Raw genomic sequence first — 19,698 nt, forward strand, 5'->3', positions numbered from 1 at the left:
CGTCGGCAAGGATCGCAGGGGTCGACACCAAGCATGGCGTGCCCCAGCTCGCCTGCCAGATTCCGGCACGCTGCAACTGGATGTCGATCGAATACGTCGTCGCGTAAGCATGCGACGGGAATTGAGGGATGATGAAGTGAGGAACGTCGCGTTCGATCACCTGCACCTCGCTGCCGTTGGTCATACGGATGCGGTAGCCCGTGATCGGGTGACCGCCCACGGTCTGGATACCAACCAAAGAGTTGATCGACGCAAGCGTAACACCGCATGAGCTGCCCAGCAAAGTAGTCGTCACCGTACCGGTCTCGTCGATATCGCCGTCGCAATCGTCGTCGACACCGTTGAACGGAACCTCGGCCGCACCAGGGTTGATCGCAGCGACTTCGTCGTTACAATCTCCCGAAAGGGCAGCGTAGCCAGCAGGCGCTTCACCTGCACAACTTACAACAGTAACTGCAGTATTTCCGTATCCATCACCGTCATTGTCGGCATAATAGGTCACGTTTTCGTTGATCGTGAAGGTAACAGCCGAACGACAAGTCGGATTATTTGAACAGGCAACATAGAATGTTGTAACACCAGGTGTATTGGTGTCTGTCAAACCTGAATTAGCAACGCCTACTGGGTTGAATGGACTTCCTGTTCCGATGGCAGTGCCGCCAGATGAAGCCGTATACCATTGAATGGTTCCTGTAGTTCCGGTTTGCAGACTACCACCTGCAGGAGGCGTCGCGGTAACGGTAATTCCAGTCAATCCCGCTGTTCCGCTGAACGGGGTATATACCATGATGTAGGTAACGCCCGCTGTCAATGTTCTTACAATACGAGGGTCGGCTCCGCAGGTTCCCGAGTTAGGATTACTGTCGTCGTTGGCCTCAATAAAGTTCGTCGCTGGTGAAGCTGGATTAAATGTTCCCGAATACAACTGCATGTGGGAATCATTAGGCGCACAACCATCCAACGTATAGCTGCCGGTTTGCGTAACCTGGAACGTCATTGTAGTGTAGGATACCGTACTACTTGCAGAATAAGTCGTACCTCCTGACGAACGCATATACGTTGGTGCCCCTGTAGCTGGAATGTCCGGGAATGTCAACACGTTAGTAGTGGTGGTGTTGCTGCAATCTGTAATGCTGGTCAAACTTCCTGATCCGCCTTGGCAAATTGCAACACCTGTACCCGTTGCAGGGGCAGGATTTACCGTTACTGCCGCAGCAGAAGAAGTGATTGGGCAACCTGCACTGCTGGTCAAAATGACGTCAAATGAACCGCCGTCGGCTTGAGCAGGATTGGTCAATGTAAGTGTAGCAGTATCGACCCCACTGTATGGTGCCGAGTTGCTCAAATTAACGCCATTCCTTCTCCACTGATAGGTAGCGACACCCGTTGCAACCACGCTGACTGCAGCCGTGCCTGCTGTTGCACAAATGGCGGCAGGCGCCGCTGGCTGCGTCGTGATTACCGGAAGTGCATTAACTACTAACGCAACAGGAGTTGATGTTACCGCAGCGCCACATATAGGCGTTACCACCACATCGTAATCGCCGGCATTGGCCACAGCCGCCGCGCTGATTGACAAGGTAGGTGTAGTAACACCGCTGAATGGCGCTACGTTGGTCAAATTCACACCGTTTCTTCTCCATTGATAAGTAATACCGGCTCCAGTAGCTGCAACGGTGAACGAAGCAGGCTGACCTTGACAAACGGTTTGAGGAGCAGGTGGCGTCGTAATTGATGCGCCAGATTCCACATTTACCGTAACGGTTTCGGTGGTGCTACAACCAGCGTTGTTTGTGATGACCACTTGATAAGTAGTGGCTGCTGTCACGCCCGTAGCTACAGGATTGGCCAAGGTTTCCTGACCGGCAATAAAGTCCGAAGGCGTCCACTGATAAGTATAAGTGTAAACCGTTGGCGGAGTAAAGGTATAACTTGTCCCCGAAGGCAAGTTCGTAGCCGAACTAATACCAGTGTTTTCCGTAGTTGCACTAACTGTCGAGGCCGAAGCAGGCGACCCTGGTGTTACACTCAAGTACTTGCCAGTGGCACTACTGATTCCGATAGAAGCAGTTACACCGTTGGCTGTATTGAGCGCGCCATAATTAAATTTGATCTGGTTGGTACCCTCAAACAATTGCACTTGGAAGTTGCTTGTTGAATTTGATGAAGATCCAGTACCGCCAATCGACACGTTAGACCATTGTACCGTCAACACTCTGCTGCCTACGCTACCTGTTGTAGCGTATGAAATGGCACCTGCACTTCTGTTATTGTCGTCCCACAAAGGTGCAATAATATTGGTATAGGTAGCCAACGTATTTGTCCAGTGGTTCGTCAAATAGGTAGCCAACAACCTAATATTTCCATTGGTAGAAACACTAAAGTTATTGTGTGCAGTTCCAGCATAATTGAAGGTAAATCCGATTGGAATGTTCAACTGCGTACCGTCGTCTCCTGTTGCAGTACTATTGGTACCGCCAACAAGCGGGACATAGGCACCTGACGATGCCGAGAACAAATAGCCAGCAGCGCTTGTATCGACGATTGGCGTAACGGCCTGCAATTGCGAGTTCGCCCCAGGACAAACAGTCGCTGGAGTGGCGGTTGCACTGGCGTCAGGGATTGGCGCCACCGTTACGGTTACCGTAGTTTGAGACGAACATCCCGAAGATGTCGAACCGACCACCGTATAGGTTGTGGTCGTACTCGGGTTGGCCGTTACCGACGCACCTGTTGTTGCCGACAAACCTGTTGAAGGCGACCAAGTATACGTATCAGCGCCGCTTGCTGTCAAAGAAACTGGCGAGCCTGGCGTACAGTAAGATGCCGCTGGTGGCGTTACCGAAACCACCGGTGTGGTGATCGTCAAAGCGGCTCCTGCCGATTCTGCGTTTGCGCAAGGCGCAGTTGCGTTGGCAATTACACGGTACTGGTGGTTTCCTGCCGGTGTTGCAGCAGTTGTGTTGACAGTCAAATTAGGTGTTGATGCACCCGAATAAGTAGCACCTGTTGGCGTTCCAGCAGCTACAGGAGCCCAGCTTGAACCGCCATTAGAAGAATACTCCCAAGTATGCGAAGCAACCCCTCCGCCAGTAACTACACTAAATACGGCAGACCCGCCAGTGTAGCAAACAGACTGTGCGCTTGGTGGCGTTACGATCGAAGCTGATTCGACCACGGTCAAAGTAGCAGGGTTGGACTCGGCGAAACCGATGCCTGTCACCTGTACTTTATACCTCCAGCCGGTATTGGCCAAGGTTACGCCTGACAAGCTCAATGTAGCGGTAGTCGTTCCGCTGTACATTCCAACATCTGACAACGGCAACCAGTTGTCGCCGCCTTGGTCTTCATACCAAAGGTAGTCGGTAACGTCTGGCGAAGCAGTGATGCTGAATTGTGCTGCACCGGCACCGGCATCACAAATCGTGACATTATCCGGTTGATCGTCGATGCCCGTCTCTCCAACGAGCAATACAGCCAAGTCAGAAATCGCAGCATTACATACGCCAGTGACTGTACATTGGTAGAAGAAGAAATTAAACTCGATAGGAGCATCGATGATTTGCAACGTTGCCGTATCGGCACCTGCATAGTTTGTGCCGTTGACAACCGGCTCAAAATTGACGCCCGAACCATCGGTACAAACCTCCCAGAAATAGGTCAACGCTGGGTTGCCTGTTCCCGTTGCGGTAACACTGAACGACGTATCGCCGCCCGTAACCACCGATTGGGTAGGTGTGCTCGATGTGATGACTACTTCCTCGCTGATGGTCAACGCATAAGTCTCTACGCTAGAACATCCTGAAGCTTCATTGGTGATGGTATAAGAAATAACCACGCTTCCCACGCCCATTGAACTAACAAGTCCGTTGGCATCGACCGTTGCGACATCCACGTTAGATGAACTCCAAGTTCCGGTTGGAACTGCGTCGTCCAAATCCAAGGTGTTCGGCAAACAAATGTTGGTTGCACCACCTGGCGCCGTGATTGGCGCGATTGGAGGGTTGGCGTTAACGGTAAACGAATCGTCGCTGACCTCAGAAGTGACAGCATTGATTACTTCGAAAGTGCCACTTGTAGCCGAAGCAGTCAAGTGAACTGTGATTTGCGTATCACTGTCGACGTCGAACGGCATGGAAACACCGTTGAGTTGAACATCGGTCGCATCGGTAAAGTTACTACCGGTGATGACCACATCTACGTTTTCGAGATCGGCCGAACAAGATTCGGTTGGCGTGAAATCGGTAATCGTGATTGGCGGCGCAGTCAAGGTCCAGGCCAAGGTATAAGTACCTGTGCCGCTTGACCAAGCATCCTGCACCCAATATACTGTTTGCGTAGAACCAGTATCATTTACCCATGTATGGTTGACGATTTCTGTATCGGTACAGACGATGCTGGTATTGGTCGCACAGGTTCCATAATGAACGCTGTGTACCGAATCGTAGCTAGAAGCAGTCAATCCTATAACCAAAGTAAATCCTACGGGCACATCGACCTTATAGAACATATCTGGCCCTACAGTCGCGATTGAAGTATTACAGCTAGGATCGTAGTTGTCTGCGCTTCCTACTGTAGTGCCATTAATTGGACTGGTTTGTGTAGCCAAGTCTATGGCCAACGCACAGGTGTCGCCCACAAGATATCTAAATGACTGGGTTGCCCAAGTACTGAAATCAGTATCGTCGATACACTCGGTGCGGACGTGCAGGTAATAAGTGGTCCCGCCTGTCAAGCCAGAAACCGAAGTACTTGTTCCCGCGATAAACGCACCTGATGCAGGTGGCGTTGCAGATGTTGTAACCGCCCACTCATAACCAATATTTGGCGTGGTAGATGCGCCCCAGCTCAAATCGGCAGTCGCAGCAGTCAGGTTCGAAATGGTTAATGCAACTGGTGGAATACATGACGGAGGCGGGGTCAAGGTCCAAGCCAACGTAAATGTCCCAAAGTTGGTGGCACCGGAGAAACCATCCTGCACCCAATAAACACGTTGGGTAGATCCTGTGGTGTTTGTCCAGTTATTGGTCGTATCATCAGGATCGTCATAACAAGCGATCTGGGTCTGACCCGGACAAGCTCCGCCGTAGAACATGGTGTTCTCGGAATCGTAGTTGTTGGTCGTTTGCCCTATTTGCAAGGAACCGCCGTTCGGCACATCGATATAGTAAACCAAATCCGGAGACGTGTTACCTCCCGCACATGTATTGGTAAAATTATCTGCGGCACCCGTGGTATCGCCATTATAAGGGCTGGTCAGTGTAGCCAGATCGATAGCCGACGCACAAACATCTCCCAAAATAAACTTGAACGACTTGCTGTTCCAGATACTGAAACTTGTGTCGTCGATACACTCGGTCCTGACATGCAGATAATAAGTGGTGTTACCCGTCAATCCCGATACCGAAGCACTGGTTCCTGCCTCAAATGTACCCGAAGCAGGTGGCGTAGCAGAAGTAGTTACGGCCCACTCGTAGCCGATATTCGGCGATGCCGGCGCCGTCCAGCTCAAATCGGCGGTAGCGGCGGTCAGGTTTGAAATCGTCAACGCTGTAGGTTCAAAACACGTTGGCGTTGGGATCACAAACAAATCATCGATAGACATGTCGTTTGGCCCGCTGGTGTGAATTACTTCGATAACCATGAAATAATTTCCGGAGGCCGACGGCACATAAGTCCCTTGGATTTTGGCATACGTCGTGTTGGTAGCACTGTTCACCGTGGTGAGTGTCGTAGCCCCAGTAGCCGACGGCGTGGTATTGACCATCACTTTGATCGACGTCCAGCCACCAAGACCATCGGTCAGGTACCACGCACCAAAATCATACGAAGTACCCGAAGTCAAAGCAACTGCATTTGAGTACAAATACTTGGCAACGGTAGGTGTCCATCTGATGTTCTGGTATTTGGTTCCCGTTCTTGGCGCTGCCCCTGTTGTGGTAGTCGACCTGGTCAACGGATGCGAGCTGGTTGCGGTACAAGACGCAAAACCTGGTACTACTGCTGTTTCAAAACTTTCGTTGTACGGAATCGTCGAAGCGCCACAAGTTGCCGCGCTTACCACGTTGGTTCCCGTAGTGACATTGTAGTAGTAGTTAAAAGGCGCGGCGGCATTGCATCGCAAATACTCATACACCTTAAAATAATAAGTCGTTCCGATAGCCAAACCTGTCACCGCAACCGAAGTGCCGGTCCCGTCATAGACAATTTGTTGGCCTGAACCCGAATAAACGGTATTGGCAGTTAAAGCCGGCCCCGAACCGTTAACCGGATCGGTAAAAGTTGGGCTGTCGCTCAAGTAAACGACCCTTCTGGCGCCGTTTCCGTTGGTCCACGAAGCAGTCATTCCAAAATTGGACGCAGCCGATGTAGTCGCCGCTGAAGCCTGTGTCGTCGGCGTTGCATTGACGACAGCCGGTACAGACGTCGATGACAACGACGACGCCGGACAAGTCATCCTTAACCTATAATAAATGATTGTTCCTATAAGAGCAGGCGGCGTATAATTACTGGTTGCGGCCCCAGTGCCGCCTACCGCGTTGGTCCACGCATCTCCTACCCCATTGTCATCAGACTCCTCCCACTGATACACAATGTTGGCATCATGAGTAGCCCCTGTGACCGAAAACACACCTGGCGTTGCTCCAGGGCATACGTTGACCGCAGCCGGGGTTGTAGTACCCGCGACAGGCGTTCCACTACACGGAGTAGATGAGGCAATGGTTAGCTGAATATTGGGTCTATTGCTTGTGACCGTACCATTTAGAGAAGCACTTGGGTCGGTGGTGTCTTGTGACCAAGTCATCATGGCATTGGTCACCGTTGGCCCGCTTCGGAACACCTTTCCTGCGGACCCTTCATTACCACCGCCTGTAGCGTTTGTCTCGGTAAGAATCTGCAAGTTGCTCGTTCCGTTGTATGCAAACGGCGTACTCAAGTTAATCGTAATCCATTGGTTCGCCACAAAACTAGCCGCAGGAATCGTTACCGGACCGTAAACCAATGTGGCACCGGAAATTTCGTTATTGTACGTAGCCGCCGTATTGGTCGCTGTCGCTTTGTGTTTCATGTAAATTCGGACATTGACCGCATTTCCAGGCGTAGTGACCGAATTGACATAAAAACCAACGGCTGTGATATTACCCGACTGCCCAATCTCGGCAGGCGTGTAAATCATAGAAGATCGCTCGTAACCAAACCAAGACCCTAAAGGCTGTCGAGCACCTGCAGTGTTGGTATTGCCCGCCGGGATAGTTACTTGCGCATTAAGCCCTATCGCGCTTAAAAGCGCAAAAAGCATAACGACATTGACAAGCCACGATTTAAACTTCGACTTGGGAATTGTAGGCGGAGAACCATTCCAATCCCCAACATCATTCTGGAGCCACGACACGTCGTCGCAACCCACGTTGTTGTAGTTTGTAATCATAATTTATAAAAATTGGGTTAAATAATAGGTTAAGGTAAAAAAAAGTTAACGAATCGTTAAACGAATTTTTGACAATCCGATTAAATACATATAAAATCGACAAAATGCACTTGGGTCAAAATCAAAAAAAGTTAATACAAACAAAAAGCCCCCAAATTGGGGGCTTTGTAAATATTCGCAAATACTATTTAGTACACTATTTTCTTGGTCACTACGGCACCATCTTCAGATGTGATTTGAACCAACAAAACTTCTTGCGCCGCGAGCAGGTTGTTGAACGCCACCTTGTGCTCGTTCACCGCATCTTTTTCTGCAATCAATCGCCCGCGCAAATCGAAAATCTTGACCGACTTCATTTTGACTTGCGACGTCTCGATGAATATCGTTTGGTCGTTTTGGTAAACGACCACGTTGTTTCCGTTAAGCGTCGGTCTTTCAACAGCCAACAAATTATTGACAAACTTGATCACGAAACGGTTATCGAACGTGCCCGCCTCGGTCGTGAACGGATAAGGACCTTGTTTGAGGTCGTGTGTAATACCCAACATCATATCTTCGAGATACACATCCTGATCGGCGAACAAACCGTCGATCATCGGCATGTTGATTTGGAAACTACCAGCGATGTTGCTGCGGTAGCCTACCGGAATCACGTCGTCTTCAGAGAACGTGATGGCACGCCCTTGGATCGACAATTTTTGGCCGTCGACCATCGTATAAATACTCACCGGATTACCCACCTCTACCAAAGGCCCATCGAAACCTTCGTCGATACCGTTGGTAGCGTTCTCGATGTAGCCAACGAGTGTTTGTTTGTAGGCTCCGTCGTTGTTCGTGAATTCCAACCAAAGACGGCTGCGTTGCAACAATTCGACTGGATCCTCTTGATCGTCCATTCTGAAAAACTGCGTATTCAGGCCAGTAAGACGCATGGTGTTCTTGAAGTATATGGTACCCGACGCCACCGTCTTGACCATGAACGCCTGACCAGCGGCGATATTTCCGTTAGGCACGTTGAAATTACAGCCAACACACGGCAGCGGACTGGTTGCCGCAGCACCAGTACCAACACCGCCTGTATAATTGTAGCTTGCATAGTCAGCATTGTTGTAGTTATACTGCGACGCCGTTACAGGAGTATTGTGCGTCCAAAAGTACAACGTTGTCCCTCCTGCACCCAAAGCCGCCGCATTTTGCGAATCGGTCATGAATAAATTGGCACTGATGGCGCTCGGATAAGGGTTGCCTATACAATCTAAATTATTGGTCGAACTGTTGTGCCCTACTGTTACCGGAATTGTACCGTTGTTCGGCACGCCGCCGCCATGTGTCACACCATCGTAACCAAAACTTCCAGGCCAAACCTGTGGCACAGAGTTGAAACCTTGCGGCGCCCTGATGATGTATCCCCTACCAGGTGTCATCGGCGTAATCCCAGGCGCTGAAACCGCCGTCCATTGGTAGGTTGTGGTGTTGAACCAAAAGTACTTGTCTGCCATGGTCAACGGAGAAAAGCTCGCCAAAATTTGGCCATCTACCGGCGAAGACCAATAGGTATAATCCCACATGCGCATCGGTGTTGTGTTGCGCTTGTAAGTGATATCCCCTATGTTGGCCGCATTGGTGACTTGCACCAAACTCGCATCGTCTTCAAATATCAGACGGGCAGTATTCGACACATTGACCTCGTTTTGAACCGTCAAGGTATGTCCGGAATTAATGGTCACAATGCCTCCGATTACTTGCACGGAACAAGCTGTCAAGTTACCAGTACTGGTATAGTTACCATTGAAAACCGCTTGAACCGACGCTGTAGGAGGCCCTGCGCTCCAGCCCGGACCGACCGTCCAAGTGGTCGTTGGAATCGTAATGGCGTGTGTCGGTGAAAACGCATTCGCGCAACCGGCTACATTGACCACGGCTCTAAAATAACGCGGCCCTGTAATGGTCCCAATCATCGCAGACGGCAAGGTCATCAAACCGCCCGAACCAGGGATATTGGTAAGGTTTACTGTAAATAAGGCATCGTCTGCATACTGCCAGTACAGAATGGTACCTTGAACACTTCCCGTAGTCAAGACGATGTCGGATGCTGCCGATCCACCACAAACGGTTTGGCTGGTGACTACCATTGCACCACCATTGATTGGCGTAACAGTCACGGTCATCGGAGCCGAAACAACCGGACAACCAAAAGCGGTGGCCGTCACGGTGTAGTTTGTGTCTACGGTTGGTCTAGGATAAACTGTCGCCCTTGCATCGCCCGTATAGGCAACTGTTCCGGCCGCATCATTGTACAAACCAGTGATTGGCGACCAAGTATAGCTTGATGGTCCACTACCGGTAACCACAAAATTGTCTATAGCATAACCCCAATCATAAGTGGCTTCATACCTGAAACGCACCCGGATGGTGGTTCCTACATAAGGCGTTAGATCTACAGTTGCCAGCGCAAAATTATTCGCGGCGCCAATGTTGGCAGTACCTGGGTTTTGCAACGGCGTGGCCAGCAATGTGGTTCCGTCGGCAGCCATGATATCCACGGCACGGAACTCGTCGTTGACATCGGTAAGAAACGCCATGTAAAATTCGTAGAAGTTCAACGTGGCGGTGGTATAACCGGTCAAGTTAATGGCCGGCGAAAGCAACTCGGTATGTACGTCGGCGGCTCCGCCTGGCGCATCACTTTCGGTAAAGGCAAACTGCGAATTGTCGTTACTATGGATTACCGTACCAAAAAACGGATTGTACCCATCTGGAAACAACCCCCAAGCCGCCAAATCATTGGTTGGAGGAATGTTCGTACTACCCGTGGTAAAGTTTTGCTGGGTCCAACCGGCGGCTGTCGGCGCATTGAAATTCTCGGAGTAAATCGCTACACCACTCACAATACCACCTGACACGGTCAAAGGCGAAAGTGTGGTGGCATTTTGACACACGGCCAATGTCGAAGGTGTGATACTCACTGCCGACGGCGTATTTTTCACCGTAATCGTAACTGTTGCAGTAGCCCTGTGAAACGTTGCGCCGTTGTAACCAACCAATTCATAGATGGTTGTTGCCGTAGGGCTAAACGTCCATCCGGAAGCCGCATTCCCCGTAACACCAGCGGAAGGTGTCCAGGTATAGCTTGTATAGTTCGCTGCCGGTGAACTAGGCGCCAATGTAACCAAACTCGTTTCGCCCTGACAAATGATGCCTGTATACGGATTCAAATTAATGGCCGGCGGTGGCGACGTAACATACAACGTATAGTCTTCATAGGCCTGCCAACTACCGTTGCGACACGGTGTTAACGCTGCAGGGCCAAAATCCATACCGCCAATGCGCATGCGATGGGCACCAAGCAACGTAGCTGAATTAGGAATATTAAACGTGCCGGTCAATACTGCTGGGACCGATGCCGAGGAATTGCCCGTATAAACCAATTCGTTGAAAGGCGCAACATCGTCAAAATCACCATCATCGTTCCAATCGATCCAAATTTTTGTGTCGTAACTGAAACCCGTCCTGTAGGTCACCGAGAACGGCATCGTCGTACCTTGTCCGCCATAACCTGTAAAATAGGTATAGTCCCCATAATTGTTCACCTCAATACCCGTAGTGTTATTGACGTTACTAAAGGTGACGTTCGTAATCCCGTTTGGATCTTGGAAATACCCGGCACCCGATGGCACGCACGTTGGCGGCGCAGGGCCCACATCTGTCGTAAACGAAACCAACGAAGACCAATTGCTGTAGTCACCTCCGCCACAGCTTGAACGAACCCATACGTAATAGGTAGTAGATGGAGAAAGCCCGCCCAACGTAAAACTCGTCACACCAGCGGCCGTGCCCCCCATAGGCGTACTGGCCGAAGTTGGCGGCGTATTGGTCGTGCTGTAGAAATATTCGTATCCGCTTGCAGGGTTGGGTACCGCAGCGGTCCAAGAAACAAATCCACTGCCCGAAGTAATGCCGCTGACTGCATTAAGCACCGGCGCAAAACACGTAGACGGTCTCAAATCGATGTCGTCCACGAGTGTGGCCGCATTGCCCGCTACCGTATAGTCATAAAACCCGATGAAATAGACCCCGTCCGCAGGCGGCGTAAAGTTGATGACATTGGTATAAGGACCTGCTTTGAACGAAGGATAATCGACCAACAGATTGGTCATGGCCCCAGCCACTGGCGCAAGTCCATAAGAAATAGACATACTCTGCTCGGTGGTCACAAAATCTGCCGATGCCCCATATTTATAGGAAAGACGGTAAGATGTCCCTCCGGTCAATTGATATCCTTCTGTGAAAAAAGTGGCATCGTTATCGTTACCACCCAAAACGGTGATGCGCATGTGCCTGTCCATAAAGCCCCAGCTAGGCACGGTGGGGTTGGTAACTGCCCAGACGGCGCTTCCCGCCCCAGACTCCCTTTTCATACATGGTGGCACCGAGCCCACCGTAGCCAAGTTGAAATTCTCGGTATGGGGCAACACCGTAATTGGCGGGCACAAGGTTGTGAACGACCCTGCCGCAGACCAGCCACCCGGCGTACCGCAATTGCTTCGGACGTAAATGTAATATAAGGTGCTTGGCATCAAGCTGCCTACAGCGGTCGTGGTAATACCCGCACCAACCGATCCCGTCGCAGGTGTAATATCTTTAGGATAAGCCGGCCCGTAGGTATCATAATTCATGGCAGTTGGTGCCGTTGGACTCACCAAGTAGTCATAGCCACTTGCCGGTGCAACCAGCGGCGCCGTCCAGGTGATCGTGGCGCCTGTGTCTGAAATCGAAACCGGAGTAGCGCGAACGGCTTTAGGCGCAAAGCAAGTTGGCGGTATAAACGTAAACAAAGTTGGCACAGAAATGGTCGACCCGTTGGCATTGAATGTAGTAATAACAGTACTATTAGCCGCTGTTCCCCGAGCCAATACGCCCCCTGCAGTTGCGGGCCAAGCTCCTGTAGCCGAACGAAACTTGTTGTTAAAATCTGTAGTGTTCTCCCCTCGTAGGCCAATTTGTCCGGTTAGTCCAATTGCAGGAGTTTGAGCAGTGTTCGCATTGTATTTGATTTCAACCAAACCCGAATTCGGATTAGAAGGATGCGACTCGTGCAAAATTATCTGCATTCTGATCGCTGCGGAGGATTGAGTGTTACGGTACGCAATCCACTGTATCGTAAAGGTCCTGGTATTCGGAGTTCCCTGGACTTGATACAAAACATCGGTTAATGCGCCCTTTAAATCCCGCGCATACGCAGCAATTACACCTTCATACGAACTCGTTGTCGTAGATATTGGCGTGAAATCGGTCGCCATCGCGGTGAGTTGGGCGGGCGTCATCGCGCCAAATGTAATGAAGCCGTTGAAAGACACATTACAAGTAGTGTAAACCTTGCCGTTAAAATTAAAATCAAACCCAATAGGGCGGGCGCCAATCGTAGCATTGTCTAACGTGGCATTAGCGGTAGTCCCGAAAGCCCCGGTTGCTCCGCCTCCAGTGTTGATTTCGGTAAAGGTTTGTCCAACGCCTGTTCCTGTAATGGTATAACTGCTCACCTGAGCAAAACCAGACCAGGCCGCGAGTCCCATCAACGCCGCAAACATGGTTTTGAGCGACAAAGAGCGAAGATTACTTTTTTTTGCGAGGCAACAAAAAGTGGTAAGTAATTTTGAATTCATAAACATTTTTTTTGGTGTGGTGGTATTATTTTTCTTATAAAAAAACAGTTCTGAAACAACTGATTTTCATGCTTTTAATATTGGGGTAATATTATGACGCGCATAAATTTACATTAAAACTTATTACTTCGTTGCGATTCCGAATCAAATAATTTTTTTATCGATTATCTGCATAAAACAATCGACGAAATGCAACATTTGTGTCGACAAATAAATTGAAAAATGCCAGCGATTAAATTTCTGATACCAAATCAATAAGTTATCGGTACCAAAAATAGAAAAATCGAAAAACGATTGGTAATAATTTTATTAACAGTAGCGTCAAAAAAGTGGAAAGAAAAATTGCGTCACATACGAAGTGTGGCGTCGGCGAAAAAATCAAGCAAACGACCAAAAACAAAAATGCCTCCCGGGGACCAATCCAAGAGGCAATTTCATCCTAATCTAACTAATATAAAATAAAAAAAATTATGCTATCGTGCTTTGGTAGTTGGCAGCTTTCTTGCCAAACGACTTGATCAACAAACGGTTTGGCGCGATGCCAGCGTTGATCATTTGTTTTTTTGCGCTCACCGGACCTTCGTTAGAAATGGTGGCTTTCGGTGTTTGTTTTGATCCCATGAACCAAGAAACGATGTTCAGGGTCGATGCAGTAGACTCGGCACCAGCAATTTCTTGACCCGAAACTGTTACAATTTCAACTTCAGTTTCTACAACCGAAGACGTTACAGTTTGACCGAACGACTTTACCGTCGACAACAACGCCACAAACAACACCAGGATGGTTACTTTTGCAGTTTGGTTTTTTGTAGTCGTTGTTTTCATATCTCGTTCAAGTTTTGATTTTACTGGTGGTTTGCTTTCAAACACAGGTCAAAACTAGAACATAAAAACGCCGTCGTGAAATAATTTCGGTGAAGTAACCCAAAACTCGTTGAACCGCAAAAAAATGGAAATCGCGTGCATTTCGGCTAAAATTTTTGTCGTTTAAAGACATTACGCGCTATAATGCCCGATAAACCGCACGCTTGTTATCGATAAAATGCACAAAAAAGTACGCTTTGGCCGCCAATGCACCACAACGACGCAAAAAAAGTTCAAAATACAGCTCCTCGGTTCACAAACAACAACACCAGCCTGGACAGGTATCGTAAAAGCCTACACCACAAAATCCAACCGCACTGTTAAAAATAGCTGTCGACTTCGTGACCGTCTACTTCAAAAGCTTTCCTCAAATGCAATAATGTGTGAAATACTATGTGCGGAATTATTGCTCCCCGCTTTTTCACGCGCTTCTTTCCTATTCCATACAATCTATTCTCTCTTTTTAAGAATACATCAACAGCGCGTTCTCACTTCATTGGATTTTTTCTTGTCTATAATCCGCGAGCAGACGCTTACCCGCAAACCACAGCGCCGCCGCTCTCGTGATCTTAAAAATATCTGAGCGCAACTTTGTGATCAAGTCCTGTAATTTTCTTTCCACCCTGTGTTTGTTACATTTTTACATAAAATATTTTTATGTCACACTAAAACCTGTTACATTTTCACATAAAATGTCATTATGTAACACAAATTCTGTTGTGAAATTTCTGTTGTAAAAAAATCACAACAGAAATTTTACAACAGATTACAAATTACCCAAGCGCAAAGTTCGTTTGTCCCCTTAGTGATAAAACGATCAAAGCCGGTGCAAACCAATACCATTTCGGCTCCATACGACAAATGCTTGCCGCGAATACGACAATGCGTCATAGGGAAAAATAAAAAAGCCCCCCATGACGGGAGGCTTTCTCAATATAAAATATTGGGTCTAGTTCATTACTTTCTTGGTGACCTCTGAACCGTCTTGTGCGGTTACTTTCACCACGAGCATTTGCGTAGCGCTTCCGGCAAAAAGTTTCACCTCTTTGGCGTTCACATGGTTTTGCTCCACCAACAACCTGCCGCGCAAATCATAGATCTTGACACCTGCCATGGTTTGGTTGCCCGAATTGATGACAATGTCCTGTCCTTGCTTATACGCCACGATTTGGTTGGCCTGGACGGTTGGGTTTTCGGTACCCAAAGTAGTCTGGTACACGATCTCGAAACGGTTGTTGAACACGCCGGCCTCGGTGGCAAACGTATAACTTCCTTCGTTCAAATCGTGGGTCGAGTTGTCGCTGTTGTCCTTGAGGTAGATTTCCTGACCCTCTGCAAACAAACCGTCTACGTGGTCGAGCCCAATCGTATAGTTACCTGCCGTAACCGCCTTGAATCCGAGGGGCACCACATCGGTGTTTTCGAATGGCAACGCACGGCCTTGCACCGCATACTCGTTTCCTTCTACAATAGAAGTCAACGCAATCTGGCTGTCGTTAAAATACAAACCGTCGATCTTGGCATCTACGCCTTGGGTTGCACCTGTCATGTAGGCCACCATCGTTTGGCTGAATACGCCTTCGGCATTGGTCAGGTTGAGCCAGATGCGGTTGCGTTCGATATTCTGACGGAAGAACTGGTTTTGGTTGTCACCGATACGCATCGCGTTGGTGAATCCGATGGTAGTCGAAGTCGCGCGTGCGATAAAGCCCTGCCCTACCTGGATCACGCCATTCGGCACCAAGCTAAGCGGATCACCAGGTCCCGGATCGGTACCCGCGCCACCTGCCAAGGTGTAGGTCGCATAAGCCGTAGTCGGCGCAGCATTGGTTTTTCTCCAGAAATACAACGCATCGGTCAAATTGTTCGCGTCGATGAATGCATCGGCATCGATCGTAGACGGATAAGGGTTACCCACCGCATTGAACGTACCGTTGGCCACCGTAAGGTTCACATCGCCGTTGTGCGGCGTACCGGTAAAATCGCCGTTCCATACCGTTGGTGTGGTCGGGTGGTTGTCTGGCATACGGATCAAATAACCTGTCCCTTCGGCAAAATCATTGCTTCCCGGTGCGATCACATTGTACAAATCGGTGGTCGGGTTGTAGACGTAAAAACGCGTCGTGATGGTAGCCGGTGAAAACGCGAGCAGGTTCTGACCGCTTACCGGCGAAGACCACAGCGTGTAATCGAGACGCATCAGCGGGTTGCTGTCGCGTAGTACGGTAGCCGGGCCGATGTTGTCTACGTTGTCGGTTTGGATCAGGTTGGCGTTGTTCTCGATAACGAGCGCGGCAGCGGTCAAGGTGTTGTTTACCGCGCCTACCACGGTCACGTTGGTTCCCGTAGAAACGGTGAACGAGCCCGAATTGATGGTAAGCGACTTGGCGGTAAACTCGCCATCGACGTCGGAGTTGTAAACGCCTTCGATGATCGCATCGATGTCCTGGTCAGGACCGTCGATGTTGGTCCAGTCGTCGCCGTCCCACGTTACCGAGGTCGGGTCGGTGGTCACGGCAATCACATTCGAGTTGGCCGAGGTGCCACCGCTTACCGCACGTACACGATAATAATAGGTAGTATTGGCGGTCAGGTTTGTGTTGACGATGTAGGAAGTGACGTTGCCTACGTTTAGGTTGTTGTAGCCGGTTACGTAAAACGAAGACACCCCATTATAGGTATGTGAACCCAAATTGGAAACCACGTCGATATTCGATTGTGTCCATTCGGTCGACAAAGTCGGAAATCCAGCTGCTGGATTGGTCGTAATACCACCAGTGACATTGGCATTTCTCACCAAAGTTTTGTCAAGTGTGGTGTTTCCGCCATCAGTCCAACTGGTTCCAGGATCTTCTCCAGTCCGTCCGAAAATATCGGCGAATGACGATGTCAATGTATTGTACAAAACCACTGCGTCATCGCCATTATAGTTCACGACAGCGTTTAGGTTGGTTGCGGCGCCGCCATAAATCGTAGCTGCACTGTTGCGATAAACAATCGTACTGTTATTTGCAAGCGATCCAGACAAAGCACTAGTATTGCTTGGTGTTGCGGACCCATTAGCATAAAGCCTTAACTCGTAATTTGCCAAATTCACCGCAGCACCTGTACCATTGAAAACTTCAATATACTTGTTGCTACTCGATCCTTCTACATATTCCGAGATAATCAAATCGGTTGTATTGACAATGGTCTCAAAACTCGGATCGGTCGCCACGTCCAAACGATACCCTGTAGCACCTGCTACCGCATCCCAATTGGCGATAAAATTAGTGGTGCCTACCGAGGTAGCTACTGTCGCATTCGGCGCGTCGATGGTGGCGCTACCGGTAACGGCAAAGCTGTACACACCCTCATCGCTGTCGTTGCTGCCAATCAACACTGTATTGGTATCGGCAGTCGTAGCGGTTGGGGTAAATGTCACCTCGAATGTAGTAGACCCGCCCGGCGCGACCGGTGAGGTAGGCTGTTGGGTGATCGTAAAGCTGTCGGTCTCGTCGAGCAACACCGCAGGGTTGTCGAGCACAAGGTTCACACCTCCTGTATTTTGGATCGTAAAGGTTCTCACGATATTGCCGCCCAGCGCCACCGCACCAAAGTCGGTATGGTCTGCAGCCGATGGCGTGGTATCGCCACTCACAATGCTCACGGCGTTGCCTTGCACGTTGATTTCCTGAGGCGCGTTGACCGTCAATACGCCGCTGTCGTTGTTCCAGTTGCCCGCCGTACCGCCGTAACGGTATTCGGTGCTGCCTGTTTTTTGGAAACGCGACGCATAATAATAGGTACCCGGAGCCAAAGCCGATCCGATGGCCGCCTGGTATTCGTCGTTGTTGCCCGACTGCGTGTTAAATGTAGCAGGTGTCCAGGTCCAGTCGACGGTATTCGGGTTGGTGTTCGTGGCGCTCGTCCCGATCCAGGCCGTGATGCCTGCACCTTGTCCGCCCGCTTCGGTGACACCCGGTTCGTAAACCTGTCCGTAAATTGTTTCCGATCCGCCTTGCGTGATCGTAGCCGTCGCAGGGAATTGGATGTTGGCAAAATCAACCAGGTTCGAGTTCACGGTCAATACGCCGCTGTCGTTGTTCCAAAAACCACCTGTTCCGCCATACACATAGGGGCCCGTTCCGATTTGGAAACGCGAAGCATAATAATAAGTACCCGGCGTCAAGCCTGCACCCAAAGCCAACGAATATTCGTCGTTGTTGCCCGTGTCGCCAAAATAGCTGGCGGCTACCCAGGTCCAACCGCCCGTACTTGGGTCGGTGTTGGCGCTGCTGTACCCGATCCAGCCTTGCAGGTTGGCGCCTTGCCCCCCAGCGTCGGTAATGCCCGGTTCGTTCACTTGTGCATAAACGGTCACGGTGTTGCCTTCGTCTATAGAGGCCGTGGCAGGGAATTGCAGGTTGGCCCAATCCGGCGTAGCCGTGTCGGCCGTTCCTGTTCCGGTGATGGCAAACGTATAAGGGTTTTCGTTGCCATCGTTGTTGACGATCGAGAGGGTCGCGTCGCGTGCGCCCACCGCACTCGGGTCGAATGTCACCACAAACGTGGTGTTGCCCGAGGCCGTCACCGGCGATGTAGGTGCTGTAGTGACCGAGTAATCTGCCATGGCCGTCCCTGAGAACGAAATGGTACCCACGGTCAAATCGGCTGTTCCTGTATTTTCGATCGTAAAAGTTCTGGTGAGAGTTCCAGATGTTGCCGCCACTGCACCAAAGTCGGTGTGGTCTGCTACGTCTGGCGTAATATCGCCGCTCACAATGCTGACGGCGTTGCCTTGGAGGTTGATTTCTGGGGCTGCACCTGATGGGGTTACCGACGCCCATGTTGTTCCGACACGAAGTTCATCCATTTGAACGAAAGGGGTCAATGTAGCCGAATCTTGTCTGATCAAAAGCCTATTGACATTCGCCAAATCATTATTTGCAGCGCCTCCGGTAACAATCAAGGTTTGCGCTGGTTCTGTACCGCCAACAGATGGGTTGATCCATAATTTAACCACATCGTTCAAAGTACCCGCGACCATTTGATACGAAACAACTACAAAAACAGTATTGTTTATTGCAGTCGTTCCAGATGTCCAAACCGCGTTTGCATTTGCCGTTCTTCTCTCTAAACCAATATCGTAACCAGCACCATCCGACCTTAGCCACAACGTACCTCCATATGTTGTATTACCCGCAGCTCCTTCTGCAAAAGCCGCAAAATACCCACCAGTGGCATTTAACGACCCTAGGGCAGATACATTCAACAAAAATGAAAAGTAAACCGTTCCTGAGGTTTGCTGGGTAAAGGAGCGCGTAGCATCCATTCCTGCCCCATCAAAAGCGACCTTGTTGCCTACAGATGCAGGCAAATTAATGGTACCGTGCGACAAGCTACCGCTATTGATTAACAAATCGGCGGTCCCGGTCAGTGCCGCCCAACCCGATTGGGTTTCAAGGCTTTGACCAGCTGTGTAGTTTAAGCCATCGTAAAACAACAACTGCGCGTTGGACTTAGTTGAGATTAAGGATAATAGTAAAACTAAACATCCACTCGTTAAGCGTAGAAATTTTTTCATAGTGTAAAAATTGGTCCGTAATAAGCTAACTTTCAATCGGTCAGCATAAGCAAGCAAAATTAACGAAAATTTGGGTTTTATAAACCATTTAACACACATTTGCGAATTTTTTAATAATGCGGTTAAACAACACCTAAAAAAAAGGCAAACCCTCCTTTTGCGATAAATATCGCAAC

5 protein-coding genes are annotated in these 19,698 nt (G+C 49.7%); 1 reads left to right on the forward strand and 4 read right to left on the reverse strand.

What is annotated here, in order from left to right; all coding sequences use genetic code 11:
• The 3 genes from BLP55_RS05425 to BLP55_RS05435 all read right to left on the reverse strand — a co-directional run.
• Positions 1-7,429 (reverse strand): MopE-related protein (locus BLP55_RS05425; protein WP_262494176.1); only part of this gene is annotated, 7,429 nt, incomplete at its 3' end.
• 188 nt (positions 7,430-7,617) lie between these two features.
• Positions 7,618-13,032, reverse strand: coding sequence for a GEVED domain-containing protein (locus BLP55_RS05430; protein ID WP_170826795.1), 5,415 nt, complete (start codon positions 13,030-13,032; stop codon positions 7,618-7,620).
• A gap of 528 nt (positions 13,033-13,560) precedes the next feature.
• Positions 13,561-13,962 (reverse strand): hypothetical protein, encoded by a 402-nt coding sequence (locus tag BLP55_RS05435; RefSeq protein WP_170826796.1) that lies wholly within the window; start codon positions 13,960-13,962, stop codon positions 13,561-13,563.
• Between the two features lie 172 nt (positions 13,963-14,134).
• Between BLP55_RS05435 and BLP55_RS17150 the strand changes: the two genes are divergently transcribed.
• Complete coding sequence (locus BLP55_RS17150; RefSeq protein WP_211516810.1) at positions 14,135-14,539, forward strand: hypothetical protein; 405 nt, start codon at positions 14,135-14,137, stop codon at positions 14,537-14,539.
• A 366-nt stretch (positions 14,540-14,905) separates the two neighbouring features.
• On the opposite strand, the gene BLP55_RS05440 is transcribed toward BLP55_RS17150, so the two are convergent.
• Positions 14,906-19,336 (reverse strand): choice-of-anchor D domain-containing protein, encoded by a 4,431-nt coding sequence (locus BLP55_RS05440; protein ID WP_170826797.1) that lies wholly within the window; start codon positions 19,334-19,336, stop codon positions 14,906-14,908.
• Positions 19,337-19,698: the final 362 nt, after the last annotated feature.

Source organism: Flavobacterium caeni (assembly GCF_900101895.1).
GTDB classification, from domain to species: Bacteria; Bacteroidota; Bacteroidia; order Flavobacteriales; family Flavobacteriaceae; genus Flavobacterium; species Flavobacterium caeni.